Below are 15,187 nucleotides of genomic sequence, written 5' to 3'. Positions count from 1 at the left end.
TCCCCGATCCGGCCGCTCTACGCCGCGGAAATACGGTGGTGCGGCCGCCGCCCCGGTGCTGGGATGGACACATGGACCTGCACAGCGCTCTCCGCCGCTACGACGCGGTGGTACGGCGCGACGCGCCCGCCGAGGGCCCGGGCGCGCGGCTCGAACGCGACCACGGCGCGGGCGCCGTCCTCCGCCACGTGGTCCCGGACGGTCGCGGCTGGCACGGCGTGTGCTGGTCCGACCTGGACGAGGACACCGCCGACGCCGCCATCGCCGCCCAGCTCCGCGCCTTCGCCGCGTACGGTCATCCGTTCGAGTGGAAGGTGTATGCGCACGACCGCCCCGCCGACCTCGCCGGACGCCTCCGCCGCGCCGGCTTCACGCCGGGGCCGGACGAGGCCGTGATGGTCGCCGAGGTGACGTCGGTACCGACCGACGCCGCGCTCCCCGAGGGCGTGCGCCTGCACACCGTCACCGACCCGGCCGACCTGCACCTCCTGGACGAGGTCCACGACGCGGTGTTCGGCCCCGACGGCACGTCACTGCGCTCCTGGCTGGGACCCGTGCTGGAGACGGCGCCCGAGACCGTGCACCTGGTCGTCGCCCTGGCCGGCGACCGCCCGGTCTCCGCCGCCCGGTCGAGCCTCCCGCCGGAACCCGCCGGCACCGGCTTCGCCGGGCTGTGGGGTGGCGGCACCCTTCCCGAGTGGCGCGGCCGCGGCCTGTACCGTGCGCTGGTCGCCGCCCGCGCACGGCACGCCGCCGAACGCGGCTTCCGCTACCTGCACGTCGACGCGTCCGACGCCAGCCGCCCGGTCCTCGAGCGGCTCGGCTTCCACCGCCTGACGACCACGAGGCCGTACGTCTTCGATCCCTCCTCGCCCGGCCACCGCAGGAACGAGGCTCCGGCATGAACGGCACCGACGAGGAACGCCTCCTCGCACTCGCCCAGGCCTGGGCGGACGCGATCGTCGCCAACGACGTGCGCGCCATCGGCCGTTACATGACGGACGACTGGGTCCTCGTCGACCAGGACGGCATCGGCACCCGGGAGAAGTTCCTGTCGCTGGTCGCCTCCGGCGACCTGACGCACGAGATGATGCGCACCGTCGAGGGCACGGCCCGGGTCCGCGTGTACGGGGACACCGCCGTCCTCACCGCGCGGGTGGTCAACACCGCCCACTACCGCGGCCAGGCGTTCCACGCCGACGAGTGGACCACCGACGTCTACCTCCGCACGCCCACCGGCTGGCTCTGCACCCACTCCCACGTCACCCCGGCGGCGTGACCGCACGGTGCGGCACCGGGTCAGGAGGCGGGTCGGGGGGCTGGGTGAACGGTCGTCATGGTGGCCTGCATCAGGGCGATCTGCTTGCTGGAGCCGTCCGCGGCGAGGGCGAAGACGTCGGCGGAGCAGACCGTGAGGGTGCGGCCGGCGCGGACGACGGCGGCCTCGGCCCGGAACCGTTCGCCGACCGCCGGGCGCAGCAGGTTCACCTTGAACTCGACGCTGAGGACGTCGCTGCCCTCCGGCATCAGCGTCTGCGCGGCGTAGCCGCACGCCGAGTCGGCGACCGTCGTGATCGCGCCGGCGTGCACGAAGCCGTTCTGCTGGCAGATGTCGCCGCGGAAGGGTAGCTCCAGGACGACGCGCCCCGCGCCGACCTCCGCAACCTCCACCCCGAGCGTGGCCAGCATGGTCTGGCGGTCGATGCTCTCGCGTATCAGCTTCTCGCGCGCCGGATCCAGGTCGGCGTCGTGCATGGCGGCCCTCTCCTCGTCCACAGGTGTCGCTGCTCAGCCTGACATGCGTTAACGTCCGTTAACAAGGGTTGTGGAGGGGAGGTCACGTGTGGGAAGTGCTGCGGACGGGGACCGCCCCCGGCCGCGAGGGGGGGAGTGCGGCCGGGGGCGGCGGGTGGGGGCGGGGCCGGGGTGTCAGGCGCCCGGTGCGGCCCCCACGGCGGTGAGCAGGGCGAGCGGCGTCGCGGCCGCCCATGCCTGCGGGGAGCAGGAGTGCGGGTAGGAGACGGGCTCCGGGTGGTCGTCGCGGCCGTGGCCGGCCAGGACCTCCGGGAGTCGCCAGCCGGTGCGTTCGGCTGCCGCCAGGACGCCCTCGGCGAGGCGGCGGGCCTCGTCGTGCAGGCCGTGGCGCGCCAGGCCGAGCGCGATGACCGCGTTGTCGTGCGGCCAGACGCTGCCCCGGTGGTACGTCAGCGGGTGGTACGCGGGCTGGCCCGCGGCGAGCGTGCGGACGCCCCAGCCGCTGAAGAAGTCCGGTTCCAGCAGGCGCCGTCCGACGGCTCGCGCGTCACGGCCGTCGAGGATGCCGGACCACAGCAGGTGCCCGGCGTCCGAGCCGAGCGCGGTGACCCGGCGCCCGGAGCCGTCCAGGGCGAGGGCGGGGAAGTCCTCGGCGTCCATCCAGAAGTCGCGCCGGAAACGGGACTTCAGGTCGTCGGCCGCCTCCTCCAGCCGGTCGGCCCACGCCGCGTCGTCCCACACCGTGCGGGCCAGTCGGGCGGTACGGCGCAGCGCGTCGTAGGCGTAGCCCTGCACCTCGCTGACGGCGAGGGCGCCCTGCGCGGGGGTGCCGTCGGCGTCGCAGATCGAGCCGGGGGAGTCCTTCCAGTTCTGGTTGGCCAGCCCTCCCGCGTCGGACTCGTAGACGAGGTAGCCGCGCTCGTCCAGTCCGCCGTGCCGGAACATCCAGTCCACGGCGGCTCGTGCGTGCTGCTCCAGGCGCAGGGCCGTCGCCGTGTCGCCGGTGTGGTCGGTGTACTCCCCGAGCAGCACCAGGAAGAGCGGCGTGGCGTCGACCGTGCCGTAGTAGCGGCCGAACGGGACCTGGCCGAAGTGGGCGAGCTCGCCGTGCCGGATCTCGTGCACGATCTTGCCGGGCTGGGCGACCCGGGAAGGGTCGGCTCCGGTGGCCTGGGTGGCGGCGAGCGCGGGCAGCGTCGCGGCGGCCAGGTCCGGCCGGTACGGCAGCGCGTACAGGGAGGTGAGCAGCGAGTCCCGGCCGAAGAGGGTGAGGAACCACGGCACGCCCGCGGCGGGCGGAAGCAGCGGCTCGTCGTCCGGTCCGGCGGCGGGTACGCGCAGCCCGGCCAGGTCGGCGAGGCCCTGCTCGCAGGCACGCAGCAGTTCCGGCCACCGGGTGAGCCGTGCCGGCGCGGGGTCGGCGCAGACGTAGGCGTCCACCTCGCCCGAGACGCGGTCGCGCGCGGCGGCGGGCGAGGAGGCCGGCTCGCCGGAGCCGAGACCGGTGTGCGGACGGGCGGTCACCCGGAGGTCGATGCGGGCGCTGCCGTGCGGCGGGAGGGTGACGGTCCACTCCAGCCGGTGCGCGTCGCCGCCGTCCGCCGGACGCCCGTCCGCCGCGTTCACCGGGGTGACGGACTCGGGCGGGGGCTGGGCGGTGACCGTCGTTCCGGCTCGCCAGCCCTCGCGCCGGTAGCCGAACGCGACGCCGTCCGCCAGGGGTTCGGCGCTGCGCTCGGCGCCGGGCGTGCCGAAGGTGTGGTCGCCGCGCAGGGCGAACACGTCGGCGAAGTCGGCCGCCGCCGTGAGCGCCACGCGGACGGTGACCTCGTGGCCGACGTTGGCCGTCAGCCGCAGCCGTTCGACGAGAGCGCCCGAGTCCACGGCCTGCTCACGGTGCACGGTGCAGGCCGGGGGCCGGTCGCGGCGGAACGGCGGACACAGCACGGCCGTTCCTCCGCTGCCGTCGGTCCTCAGCGGCACCAGCACGTCCGGGTCCGAGCCGTCCAGGCCCAGCCGCCACCGGCTGAGGTGGCGGCCGTCGTGCAGGAACAGCCCGTCGGGGGACGCGCCGCTGCGGCCGGTGACGTCGCCGGCGGCGTCCAGCACGGCGAACGTGCCGTCGTGGACGAGGAGTCGGGAGTCGGGGATCACGCGGTGTCCTCCTCGGGAGTGGGTGCAGCAAGCACGGGCGCGGGCGCGGCGGCGAGCAGGTCGAGCGCCAGCGCGGCCGTCCAGCTGAAGTCGCGGGTGCCGCGCGCCTCCCCGCTGTACGGGTCGACGTACTCGGCGAACCCGGAGCCGCCCGCTGCGTCCAGGGCGGCGTCCCGCAGGGCGTCGGCCCGGTCGGTGTACCCGTGCTGCCGCAGGCCGCGCTCCAGCAGCCAGTTGACGTTGAACCAGGCGGGGCCGCGCCAGTATCGGCCGGGGTCGAAGGCGTGACCGGCGAGGTCGTAGCTGGGCGCCATGCGCACGGTGTCGCCGAGGCCGAAGTGCGGCCCGGCGGCCGTACGCACCAGCGCCCGCACCACGTCTGCGGGCAGGCCGGGCACGAGCAGCGGGATCAGCCCGCCGACACCGATTTCGGGCACGAGCGCGTCGGCCCGCAGGTCGCGGCACCGGAACACTCCCGTCTGCGCGTCCCACAGCCGGGTCACCAGTGCGTCGGTCAGGGCCTCCGCGCGCCGGACGTGTGGCCCCGGGGCTGCGCCGACCTCGGCCGCGATCCTGGCGAGAGCGTGCTCGGAGGCGGCGAACAGCGCGTTCGTGCCCGGGTCCTCCACGGCGAAGGCGTGCGCCCCGCCGGGGCCGCCGTCCCGGTAGCCGCGGTCGCGGTAGTCGGCGGCGAGCCGCACGTACCGGCCGTAGTCCAGGTCGGTGGGCCGGTCGGAGGCGGCGCCGTGGTCGAGGTCGGCGCGGCGGAACGTGCTCGCCGGGACCGGCTCGACGCGCTGCAACGGCCCGTCCCAGCACGGGCTGTTGTCCATGCCGGGCTCCCACGGGTGCAGCACGGCGGCCAGCCCGCCGCCGCCCAGGTCGCGGCGGTCGGCCAGGTAGCGGTGCCAGGCGGCCAGACGCGGGTAGAGCCGGGGGAGGAAGCCGCGACGGCGCGACGCGGCCGGGTCGGCCTCGTGCACCAGCCAGGCCGCGAGGGCATGTACCGGCGGCTGCACGATGCCGGAGGTCTCCACCTCCTGGGGAGCCCCGGCCGCCGCCCCGGCGGTGGAGGAACGCCAGAAGTCGGGGCTGGGGAAGTACGCGCCGAGCGGCACGGCCCGGTTGAACACGATGTGCGGTACCCGCCCGTCGCCCCACTGGGCAGCCGTCAGCGTCTCCAGCTCGCGCTGCGCCCGGCGTACGGACAGGTGCCGCAGGCCGATGGCGACGAACGCGGAGTCCCAGCTCCACTGGTGCGGGTACAGGCCGTGGGAGGGCACGGTGGAGGTGCCGGTCCAGTTGTGCAGGAGCACCCGGCGGGCGGCGCGGCGCAGCGCCGTGCGCCCCTGTGGGGTGTGGGCGGGGCCGTGCGGGCGGGTGAGGACGGGCGCGGTCATCCGTCGGCCTCCCGCAGTCCGGCCTGCCGCAGTCCGGTCTCCCGCAGTCCGGTCTCCCGCAGTCCGGCCGCGCGCGTGAGGAACGGCGGGACGGACCGTACGGCCTCCGCCGGGTCGCCGGTCAGGCGGCATTCGAGGGCCAGTTCGCCGGTGTAGCCGGCGGCGTCCAGTGCGCCCAGCCAGGCCGGCCAGTCCAGGTGGCCCGCGCCGGGCTGGAAGCGGTTGGAGTCGGAGACCTGGGCGTGCCCGATGTACGCGGCGGCGGCGAGGATCGCCGCCGCGGGGTCGGACTCCTCGATGTTCATGTGGTAGCTGTCGATACCGATCCGCACCGAGTCCAGGCCGACCTCCCGGATCAGGTCCACGGCCTGGTCGAGGCGGTTGACCATGTGGTCCTCGTAGCGGTTCAGCGGTTCCAGGAAAAGCGTGACGCCCTCCGCCTTCGCGTGTGCGCCGAGTTCGGACAGGCCCTCCAGCAGCACCTCGCGGTCCTCCTCCTCCCCGCGCGGCGGCGTGAACGGCGGGAGCCGACGGGAGAACATGCCGTACGAGGCGGGGGTCTGCGCGCCGCGTCCGCCGATCTCGGCGATGACGCTGAGCTGCGACTTCATCTGGGCGACGGCGTCCTTGCGCTGCTCGTCGTCGAACGCGCCGAGGAAGTGCGGCATGTCGACGCAGACGGTCGGCATGACGACGCCGTCGGCGGCGGCCTGCCGCAGCTCCGGCAGGCGGTCGCGGAAGGCGAAGTCGCCCTTTCCGCGCACCTCGACGGCGTCGTATCCCGCGGCCAGGGCGAACTCCCACTTCTCCTGGAGGGTGTCGCCGGGGAGGAGTTGTTCCTGGCAGGCGGTTCTGAACATGGAGGGGGCCTTTCCGGAGGGTTCCGTGCGTGGCGTGGCGTGGAGGGGGAGGGTCAGAACTCGAGGACGGTCTGCAGCGCGTCCTGCGGCCGTTCGTCCAGCAGGACGTACGCCTCGGCGGCGTCGGCGACCGGCACCACGTGGCTGACCAGGGACTCCACGTCGACCCGCCCCTCGGCGACGAGCCGCAGGAAGGTCTGCTGCAGCCGTTCGACGGTCCAGCGGCCGGCGAGTTGCTGCGGCACGCCGCCGATCTGCGAGCAGACCAGCTGGACCCGGTTGTGGTGGAACTCGTCGCCGAGCCGCAGCCCGGCGCCGTCGCCCTGGTAGAAGCCGGAGGCGACGACGCGGCCTCCGACCGTGACCGCGCGGAGCGCCTCGTGCAGGGCCGGGTAGGCGCCGCTGATCTCGATGGCGACGTCCGCGCCGAGCCCGCCGGTGGCCTCCCGGACCCTTTCGGCGACGTCGTCCGTGCGGGCGTTGAGGGTGAGGGCGGCGCCGTAGCGTGCGGCCCACTCCAGGCGGCCGTCGAGGGCGTCGACGGCGGTGACGCGGGCGCCGTTGAGCTGGGCGAGGCGCGTGGTGAGCAGGCCGATGACGCCCTGCCCGAACACCGCAACGTCCTCGCCGACGTGGATGTCGGAGGCCAGCACCGCGTTGTAGGCGATGGCGCCGACCCGGGCGAACGCGCCGGCCAATGGTTCGAGACCGGCGGGGAGGGTGTGGCCGTTCAGCTTCTCCGCGGGGACGACGCCCTCGCTGCGGTGGCCCCAGATGCCCCAGACCAGGTCGCCGACGGCGGGAGTGCCGGGTGTGCCGGCGACGTCGGGGGACACCTCGGTGACTTCGCCGACCTCGGAGTAGCCCCAGCCGACGACCGGGTACTCGATGCCGGCCGCGCCGTCCCGGAAGATCCGCGCCCCGGCGTCCCAGGTGCGGGTCAGGTAGGGGTTCGTGCCGCGGTAGGCGGTGAGTTCGGTGCCTGCGGAGATGCCGGAGTAGCGGGTGCGGACCCGCAGGTGCCCGGGGGGCAGCGGCGTGCTCGGGAGTTCGGCGACTTCGACCTGACGGGGACCGGTGAACTGGACGACGCGTTCCACGAGCGCTCCGCTTCGGGTTGGGCTTCGGGCCGTGTGAGGCCCGTTGTGTCTGGAACACCTTAAGGATACGTCTTGCCATAACGCAAAAGTGGTGCTGTGATGCGTGCCGAAGAAGCGGAAGTGGTGTAAGGACTAGGCATGCGCATACGGACCCGAGGGTCGAGGACGACCGCGGCCGCACTCGCCCTGACACTGGGCACCGGCCTGCTGGCCGGCTGCGGCGACACGGCGTCGGCGAAGCCCGACAACCAGATCACGGTGTGGTCGCTGGAGAACCTGCCGCCCCGGATGGCCGTCGGGAGGGAGGTCGTCGCCCGCTTCGAGAAGAAGACGGGCGTCGAGGTGAAGCTCGTCGGCGTCGACGAGAGCAAGCTGCCGCAGCTCATCATGTCGGCGGCGGCCGCGGGCAACCTGCCCGACGTCATCGGAGCCGTACCGCTGGGCCAGATCTGGCAGATGTACGGCAACGAACTGCTCGACACCAAGCTGACCGGCGAGATCGTCGACGACCTCGGGCCGGGCACGTTCAACGACAACGCCCTCGGCCTCGCCTCCGACGACGGCACCCGCCTCGCCGTGCCGTCCGACTCCTGGCAGCAGATCCTCGTCTACCGCAAGGACATGCTGGAGCGGGCCGGCCTCCCGGTGCCCGACAGCTACGCCGACCTCCGCCGCGCCGCGAAGACACTCGACGAGGGCCCGGGCACCGGCATCTCGCTGGCCACCGACCCCAGCGACCTCTTCACCCAGCAGAGCTTCGAGAGCTTCGCCCTCGCCAACGACTGCCGGCTCGTCGAGAGCGACGACGTCGCCCTCGAATCCCCCGCCTGCCGCACGGCGTTCGCCGCCTACGACGAGCTGGCGAGCGAGTACGGCGCGGACGGCGTCCAGACCGTCGACACCACCCGCGCCACGTACTTCGCCGGCCGCTCGCCGATCATCATGTGGTCCTCCTTCCTGCTCGACGAGCTGGCCGGGCTCCGCAAGGACGCCCTGCCGAGCTGCCCGGCGTGCCAGAAGGACCCCGGCTACCTCGCCGAGAACAGCGGCGTGGTCACGGCGCTCGAAGGCCCGGACGGCGCCGAGCCCGCCCAGTTCGGCGAGATCAGTTCCTGGGCGGTGACCCGCACCGCCGAGAAGGAGGCGTCGGGGAAGTTCGTCCGCTTCATGCTCGACGAGGGCTACGAGGAGTGGTTCGGGATGGCCCCCGAGGGCAAGATCCCGGTCCGCGAGGGCACCGCGAGCGACCCGGACAGGTTCCAGCAGGCCTGGCGCGCCAGCGAGATCGGCGTCGACAGCAAGAAGCCCCTCGAAGAGGTCTACCCCTCCGAACTGCTCGACCGGATGTCCGAGGGCGTCGGCAACATGCGCCGTTGGGGCATCACGCAGGGCGAGGGGCTCCTCGTCGGCGCCACGAACGGCGAACTGCCCGTGCCGCAGGCCATCGGAGCCATGGCAAGCGACCAGATCCCGCCGCGCGAGGCCGCCCGCCAGGCGGACGAGGAAGTCACCGCGCTGCGCGAGTCCCTCCAGTGACCCCCGAGAAAGTCCGACCCATGACGACGACAGCACCCGAGGCCGCACCCCCGGCCGCCCCCACACCGCCGAGCAACGGCCGCCGCCGCACCGCCCGCGCACGGGAGAACCGTGCGGGCCTGGCCTTCGTGTCCCCCACGTTTCTGGTCGTCCTCGTGGTGGTCATCCTGCCCATCCTGTGGACCGTCCTGCTGGCCTTCCAGGACGCCCGGCTGGTCGACATCCAGGGCATGGGCCTCTTCGGCGACTGGACGCTGGAGAACTTCGACGCCGTCTTCGGCTCGCCCGGCTTCTGGACCAGCCTGTGGACCACCCTGGTCTACACCGTGGGTGCCACCGTCGGCTCCGTCCTCCTCGGCCTGGTCGCCGCGCTCGCCCTGCGCCGCACGTTCCCCGGCCGCGGCCTGATGCGGGCCTCCATGCTGCTGCCGTACGTCGCGCCGGTCGTGGCCGTCACGTTCGTCTGGCAGGTCGCGCTCAGCCCGCAGTTCGGCATCCTCAACGAATGGGGGACCTCGGTCTTCGGCTGGGAGGAGCCCATCGCGTTCCTCTCCACCCGCTCGTACGAGGTGGAGCTGCTCGGCCTCTCCTTCGACGTCCCCCTCGCGCTGCTGACCGTCATCGCGTTCGAGGCGTGGCGCTACTTCCCGTTCGCGTTCCTCTTCCTGCTGGCCCGGCTCCAGGCGGTGCCGGACGTGCTGGAGGAGGCCGCGACGGTGGACGGCGCCACCCTCACCCAGCGTTTCCGCCACGTGCTGCTGCCGCAGCTGATGCCGGTCATCGCCCTGCTGTGCGTGCTGCGTTTCATCATGAGCTTCAACAAGTTCGACGACGTCTACCTGCTGACCGGCGGCGGCTCCGGCACGGACGTCGCCGCGGTGCGGGTCTACGACTTCCTCACCGCCCGCTACGACGTCGGCGCCGCAGCCGCCCAGGCGCTCGTCCTGGCCGTGATCCTCATGGTCCTGCTGGGCGTCTACTTCAGGTTCTTCGCCAAGAAGGTGCAGGAGGAGTCCGCATGAGCCGCGCAGTCTTCGAGGAGCGGTTCTTCGGGATCGCCCGCTGGGTCGTGATCGCGTTCCTCGCGGTCATCACGATCGTGCCCTTCTACTACATGCTGCTGCTGTCGGTGAAGTCCATCGACTCGCTGCTGCTCGACCCCGGCAGCCTGTGGGTGTCGGCCAAGGAGTTCACCACCGCCACCTACGAGGAGGTGCTGCGGCCCACCTCCGAGGGCGGCCAGGGCTTCGTCGGGATGCTCGCCAACTCGGCGGTCGTCTCCCTCGGCACCGTCCTGCTCACGCTGGTCGCCGCCGTGCCCGGCGCGTACGCGATCAGCCGGCTCCGCTTCTTCGGCGGCCGCCAGGTCAGCGCGCTCTTCCTCGCCGTGTACCTCTTCCCGGCGACGCTGCTCGCGGTGCCGCTGTTCGTCATGTTCGCCAAACTCGGGCTCCAGGGAAGCCTGGTCGGCCTCGCCGTCGTCTACATCGCGCAGACCGTGCCGGTGTCGATCTACATGATGAAGAACTACTTCGTCACCATCCCCACCAGCATCGAGGAGGCCGCCGCACTCGACGGCTGCTCCCGCCTGCAGACCGTGCGCCGCGTGGTGCTGCCCCTGGCGACCCCCTCGATCATGGCGACGGCGCTGTACATCTTCATGATCGCGTGGAACGAGTTCCTGTTCGCGCTGCTCTTCCTCGCCGCCGAGCCCGAGGAGTGGACGGTCTCGCTCGGCCTCCAGCTCCTCTCCGACGGCATCGAGGTCTCCAAGACCGTCCTGATGGCCGGTTCCGTGGTGCTCACCGTTCCCGTGGTACTGCTGTTCTTCGCAGCGGAGCGCATGCTCACCGAGGGCCTCACCAGCGGCGCGGACAAGAGCTGACCGGCGCGGGCACGCTGCGGCGCACACGACGGGGAACGAGGCAGGACGGTAAGCACGTGGCACACGGGACGCACCTGACGGAGACGCAGGCATGAACGGCACCCAGGGGACCGCGGGTCACCTGCTGCGGCTGATCCGCACCGGCACCGCCACCACGCGCGGTGCGCTCCAGCGCACCACCGGACTGTCCCGTTCCACCGTCGGCCACCGGCTCGACCAGCTCTTCGCAGCCGGCTGGATCCGGGAGGCCGCACCCGGCAGCGGCGGAGCGACCGCCGCGCACCCCACGGGCGGACGGCCGTCCACCCGCCTGGAGTTCGACGGCACGCACGCCGTGGTGCTCGCCGCCGACCTGGAGACGCGCAACGCCCGCGCCGCCGTGCTCGACCTCAACGGCCGGACGCTGGCCGAACACCGCGGCCCGCTGCTCATCGAGGACGGCCCGGACGGCGTGCTCGACACCCTCGGCCGGTGGTTCGGGACGCTGCTCGGCGAGGCGGGCGTGCCGTCCGCGCGCGTGTGCGGCGTCGGGCTGTCCGTGCCGGGGCCGGTCGACCACGCCTCCGGCCTCGTCGTCCAGCCGCCCATCATGCCCGGCTGGGACGGCTACCCCGTCGCCGAACGGATGCGCCGTGCGTACGCCGAGCACGTCGGCGACCCCGAAGGTGCCGACGCGGGCGGGCCGCTGCCCGTGCTCCTCGACAACGACGCCAACCTCATGGCGTACGCCGAACAGCGCGCCGGCCACGCCGACTGCGCCGCCTTCCTGCTGGTGAAGGTCTCCACCGGCATCGGCGCCGGACTGGTCGTCGACGGCGAGATGTACCGCGGCATCGACGGCGGCGCCGGCGACATCGGCCACATCCGCCTGCACGACCGCACCGACGCGCTGTGCATGTGCGGCTCCTACGGCTGCCTCGCCGCCGTCGCCAGCGGCCGTGCGCTCGCCGGCCGGCTCACCGCCGCGGGCGTCCCCACCGCCTCCGGCTCCGACGTCAGCGCCCACCTGGCCGCCGGGCAGCCCGACGCCGTACGGCTCGCGCGGGAGGCCGGGCGCCGGGTGGGCGAGGTGCTGGTCACCGTCGTCACGGTGCTCAACCCGGGCGTGCTGATGATCGCCGGCGAACTCGCCGGGACGCCGTTCCTCACCGGAGTCCGCGAACTCCTCTACCAGCGCGCCATGCCGCGCACCACCGCCCACCTGGAGGTCGTCACCTCCCAGCTCGGCGACCGGGCCGGGCTGGCGGGCGCCGCCGCCATGGTCGTCGAACAGCTCTACGCCCCCGACCGCGCCGACGCCCGGCTCGCGGACCTGGGGCGGTAGGAAACGGAACCCATGCCCGACACCGCCCCCCGTACCGCCGACACTGCCTGCCGTGCCCCCGAGCCCGTACGCGTCGGCCTGGTCGGCGCCGGGCCGTGGGCGCGCGCCATGCACGCCCGGATGCTCGCCGCCGGCCCCGAGACCAAGCTCACCGCCGTCTGGGCACGGCGGCCGGAGGCCGCCCGGGAGGTCGCCGGACCGTACGGCGCGGACGTCGCCGAGAGCTTCGACGCACTGCTCGGCCGGTGCGAGGCGGTGGCCTTCGCCGTCCCGCCCGCCGTCCAGGCCGAACTGGCGCCGCGCGCCGCGCGGGCCGGTAAGGCCCTGCTGCTGGAGAAGCCGCTGGGCCCGGACCTGGACACCGCACGCGGCGTGGCCGAGGCCGTCGCCGAAGCGGGCGTCGTCTCGCAGCTCGTCCTCACCAAGCGGTACCACCCGGCGACCCGCGACTTCCTCCGCCGCGCGGCCGGCGCGGAGGTCGCCGGCGCCCGCTCCTGCTACCTGCACGGCGCCTTCCTCGGCGGCGACCTGGCCACCGCCTGGCGCCTGGAGCACGGCGCGCTGCTCGACCTCGGCCCGCACCTGCTCGACCTCCTCGACGAGGCCGTCGGCCGCATCGCCACCGTGCGCGGCACGGGCGACCCGTGCCGGTGGATCGAGCTGACCTGCGAGCACGAGAACGGCGCCGTCAGCCAGGCGTCCCTCTCGGGAGCGGTGAACCTCCCGCGCGCCCGCACCCGCGTCGAACTCCTCGGCCCGGGGCCGGAACTGGTCTACGACACGGCCGAACTGGACCACGAGGAGTGCTGGCCGGTGCTGCGCGCCGAGTTCGCCGCCGCCGTCCGCACCGGCCGCACCTCCCCGCTGGACGCCCACCGCGGCCTCCGCCTCCAGGAACTCCTGGAGCAGGCACTCGTCGCCTGACGCCGCCCCGCGACGGAGGACGGTGCGCTCGCGTGCCCGCCCGGCCGCCCACGGGAGTCAGTGCGGGGCCAGGGCCCGGAGAGCCGTGGCGGTCGCCTCGTCCGCCGGGAAGAAGGTCTCGATCGCGATCTCGTCGAGTGTCACGTCGCGCGGAGCCCCGAAGACGGTCAGCGCGTAGTGGAAGCGCAGATCCCCGGTCTCACCGGCCAGGACCATCGGCGCCATCAGGCCGTCGGCCAGGCCCCCGGTGTCCACGTCCGCGCCGGAAGGCACCGGATAGGACTCGATCTCGGCCAGCAGTTCGGCGAGCCCGTCGGCCGCCGTACGTTCCAGCTGGCGGCGTACCCGGCGGGCGGTGTGGTCGCGCCACTCGGCGTAGTTGCGCAGCCGGGGCGCCAGCCCTTCGGGGTGCAGCGTGGCCCGCAGCACGTTGACCGGCGGCGTGGCGAGCACCCCCGTCAGGCCGCCGAGAAAGGCGGACATCGCCCGGTTGGCCGCGAGCATCTCCCAGCGGACGTTCACCGCGAGCGCGGGATTCGGCTCGTGACCGGCGAGCACGGCATCGACCGCAGCACGCGCCACGCCGAGGTCGTCCCACGGGCGCTCGGTGTACGCCGGGGCGAACCCGGCGGCGAGGAAGAAGGCGTTGCGCTCCCGGAGCGGGACGTCGAGCTCCGCGCACAGCCGGTCGATCATCGTCCGGCTGGGCACGGCGCGTCCGGTCTCGATGAAGCTGAGGTGCCGGGCGGACAGGTCCGCGGCGATCGACACGTCCAGCTGGGACCGGCCACGCCGCTCGCGCCAGCGCCGGACGAGGCTCCCCACGGGTTCCTGAGCGACTGTCATGGCAAGAAGGGTGCCGACCGCCGTGGCGTCGGGCAACTACCTCCGAGGTAATCGACAGGGCGCAGCGTCGGCGCGGACGCTGCAGGAACGACGCCGCCGTCCGGAGCGGCGGAGACCTTGGAGAAGAACGATGACCCGGACCACGACCGATCCGACCCCCGCCCCGCTCACCGACGCGGTCGCGCGGTACCTGCGCTTCTGGAACGCCCCGCCCGGCCAGCAGGAGCAGCTCGGCGCCGACGTGTTCGCCGACGACGTCACCTCCGTGACACCGGTCGGCATCCGCACCGGCGTGGGCGAGCTCGCCGCCTTCGCCCGGCACTTCCGCGAGGAGGCCGGAGCCTACGAGCTGCGGGCCCGCACCGAACCGGACACGCACCACGACCGCGCCCGGCTGCGCTGGGAGCTCGTCGTCGGCGGCGCGTCGTTCGCCGAGGGCACCGACGTGCTCGTCGTCGACGCCTCCGGCCGCATCGCGTCGGTCACGGCGTTCCTCGACCGCGCCCCGGAGGGCTTCGACGCGCGCGCTCACGCAGAGGAGGCATCGTGAACCTCATCGAGATCAGCCACCCCGCCGGTGCGCTCGGCGAGGAGGACCGCGCACTCCTCGCGGGAGAGATCATCGCCGGCCTGGTCGGTGACGGCGCCACCGCCGGCGCGGACGCTCCTGAGGCGACGCTGCGCCGCGCCCGGACCATGACCCACGTCGGATTCCGCGAGCTCGCCGCCTGGCACACCGGGGACGGGCCGTGGGACCCGGCCGCCGCCCCACCGCTGTGGATCACGATGAGCGTGCCCGAAGCCTGGCGTGAGGAGACGTCGAGGGCCTTCATCGGCCGGATCCGGCGGGCGGTGCGCCGGCTGGACGCGGTTCGCGGCCGGGCGCGGACGGGCGGCGACCTGTGGATCAACATCGTCGGCATCGCCGACGGCAGCATCGGGCTGAACGGCACGTCCATGACGGCCGACGACGTGGTCGGGTACATGACCGAGGAGTTCCGGACGTCGTACACCGCAGGGGATCCCGATGTCCCCGAGGGCGTCGTGGTCGACCCGATGTGCGGGATGCGGGTCACGCTCGGGAAGCGCGCCGTCACGCTCGAGCAGGGAGGCGACACTCTCGGTTTCTGCGCCGAGGCGTGCCGGGCGGCCTACGCCCGCCGGGAGGGCCTCCCGGTGCCGTCGTGACTCCGCGCCGCCGTCGCGGTGAGCCGTGGCCCGTGAGGGCGGATCGCGGCTCACCGCGACGGCCGGGTCGCACTCACCCCGTGCTCGCCGGTCGGGAACCCGTCCGCCTCGCGTGGCCTGAAAACGTGTCCGCATCGTGGAAATCCGACCCCGGCAGGGCGTGATTCTCGCCACCTTGAGAGATGCTGCGCTCACATGAGCGCTCAAATGTGAGC

Annotated in this window: 15 protein-coding genes; 9 read left to right on the top strand and 6 right to left on the bottom strand. The window is 73.6% G+C overall.

The window, feature by feature from the left end; all coding sequences use genetic code 11:
• Positions 1–71 precede the first annotated feature (71 nt).
• On the top strand, positions 72–905 hold the full coding sequence (locus RM572_RS01520) for a GNAT family N-acetyltransferase (protein WP_311671436.1): 834 nt from the start codon (positions 72–74) through the stop codon (positions 903–905).
• Complete coding sequence (locus tag RM572_RS01515) at positions 902–1,279, top strand: nuclear transport factor 2 family protein (RefSeq protein ID WP_027763769.1); 378 nt, start codon at positions 902–904, stop codon at positions 1,277–1,279. The genes RM572_RS01520 and RM572_RS01515 overlap by 4 nt, the downstream gene beginning before the upstream one ends.
• A gap of 20 nt (positions 1,280–1,299) precedes the next feature.
• Here the strand turns inward: RM572_RS01515 and RM572_RS01510 are convergent, their stop codons facing one another.
• The 5 genes from RM572_RS01510 to RM572_RS01490 all read right to left on the bottom strand — a co-directional run bounded on the left by RM572_RS01510 (position 1,300) and on the right by RM572_RS01490 (position 7,269).
• Positions 1,300–1,755: a PaaI family thioesterase gene (locus RM572_RS01510; protein ID WP_311671435.1), complete on the bottom strand. Its 456-nt coding sequence runs from the start codon at positions 1,753–1,755 to the stop codon at positions 1,300–1,302.
• A 174-nt stretch (positions 1,756–1,929) separates the two neighbouring features.
• A complete protein-coding gene (locus RM572_RS01505; RefSeq protein ID WP_311671434.1) occupies positions 1,930–3,909 on the bottom strand; it encodes an amylo-alpha-1,6-glucosidase in 1,980 nt (659 codons plus the stop codon).
• Positions 3,906–5,309, bottom strand: a complete 1,404-nt coding sequence (locus RM572_RS01500; RefSeq protein WP_311671433.1) for an MGH1-like glycoside hydrolase domain-containing protein — start codon at positions 5,307–5,309, stop codon at positions 3,906–3,908. The genes RM572_RS01505 and RM572_RS01500 overlap by 4 nt, the downstream gene beginning before the upstream one ends.
• Entirely contained in the window at positions 5,306–6,169 is an 864-nt protein-coding gene (locus tag RM572_RS01495; RefSeq protein WP_311671432.1) for a sugar phosphate isomerase/epimerase family protein, read from the bottom strand. The genes RM572_RS01500 and RM572_RS01495 overlap by 4 nt, the downstream gene beginning before the upstream one ends.
• A gap of 53 nt (positions 6,170–6,222) precedes the next feature.
• Positions 6,223–7,269, bottom strand: a complete 1,047-nt coding sequence (locus tag RM572_RS01490; RefSeq protein WP_311671431.1) for a zinc-dependent alcohol dehydrogenase — start codon at positions 7,267–7,269, stop codon at positions 6,223–6,225.
• A gap of 138 nt (positions 7,270–7,407) precedes the next feature.
• On the opposite strand from RM572_RS01490, the gene RM572_RS01485 reads away from it, so the two are divergent.
• The 5 genes from RM572_RS01485 (at position 7,408) to RM572_RS01465 (ending at position 12,938) form a co-directional block, all read left to right on the top strand.
• The gene (locus tag RM572_RS01485) at positions 7,408–8,805 is read left to right on the top strand and encodes an ABC transporter substrate-binding protein (protein WP_311671430.1); all 1,398 of its coding nucleotides are present in this window, start codon (positions 7,408–7,410) and stop codon (positions 8,803–8,805) included.
• 20 nt (positions 8,806–8,825) lie between these two features.
• Positions 8,826–9,827, top strand: coding sequence for a carbohydrate ABC transporter permease (locus RM572_RS01480; protein WP_311671429.1), 1,002 nt, complete (start codon positions 8,826–8,828; stop codon positions 9,825–9,827).
• On the top strand, positions 9,824–10,690 hold the full coding sequence (locus RM572_RS01475) for a carbohydrate ABC transporter permease (RefSeq protein ID WP_027763776.1): 867 nt from the start codon (positions 9,824–9,826) through the stop codon (positions 10,688–10,690). The genes RM572_RS01480 and RM572_RS01475 overlap by 4 nt, the downstream gene beginning before the upstream one ends.
• Positions 10,691–10,781: 91 nt before the next feature.
• Entirely contained in the window at positions 10,782–12,014 is a 1,233-nt protein-coding gene (locus RM572_RS01470; RefSeq protein ID WP_311671428.1) for an ROK family protein, read from the top strand.
• Positions 12,015–12,026: 12 nt separating this feature from the next.
• A complete protein-coding gene (locus RM572_RS01465) occupies positions 12,027–12,938 on the top strand; it encodes a Gfo/Idh/MocA family protein (RefSeq protein ID WP_311671427.1) in 912 nt (303 codons plus the stop codon).
• 57 nt (positions 12,939–12,995) lie between these two features.
• Here the strand turns inward: RM572_RS01465 and RM572_RS01460 are convergent, their stop codons facing one another.
• Positions 12,996–13,784, bottom strand: coding sequence for a helix-turn-helix domain-containing protein (locus tag RM572_RS01460; protein WP_311671426.1), 789 nt, complete (start codon positions 13,782–13,784; stop codon positions 12,996–12,998).
• Positions 13,785–13,914: 130 nt separating this feature from the next.
• Between RM572_RS01460 and RM572_RS01455 the strand changes: the two genes are divergently transcribed.
• The gene (locus RM572_RS01455) at positions 13,915–14,334 is read left to right on the top strand and encodes an isomerase (protein WP_311671425.1); all 420 of its coding nucleotides are present in this window, start codon (positions 13,915–13,917) and stop codon (positions 14,332–14,334) included.
• Positions 14,331–14,972: a hypothetical protein gene (locus RM572_RS01450; protein WP_311671424.1), complete on the top strand. Its 642-nt coding sequence runs from the start codon at positions 14,331–14,333 to the stop codon at positions 14,970–14,972. The genes RM572_RS01455 and RM572_RS01450 overlap by 4 nt, the downstream gene beginning before the upstream one ends.
• Positions 14,973–15,187 lie beyond the last annotated feature (215 nt).

The organism is Streptomyces hazeniae (assembly GCF_031845485.1).
Taxonomy (GTDB): Bacteria; Actinomycetota; Actinomycetes; order Streptomycetales; family Streptomycetaceae; genus Streptomyces; species Streptomyces hazeniae.
This window is presented reverse-complemented; position numbering and strand designations above follow the sequence as displayed.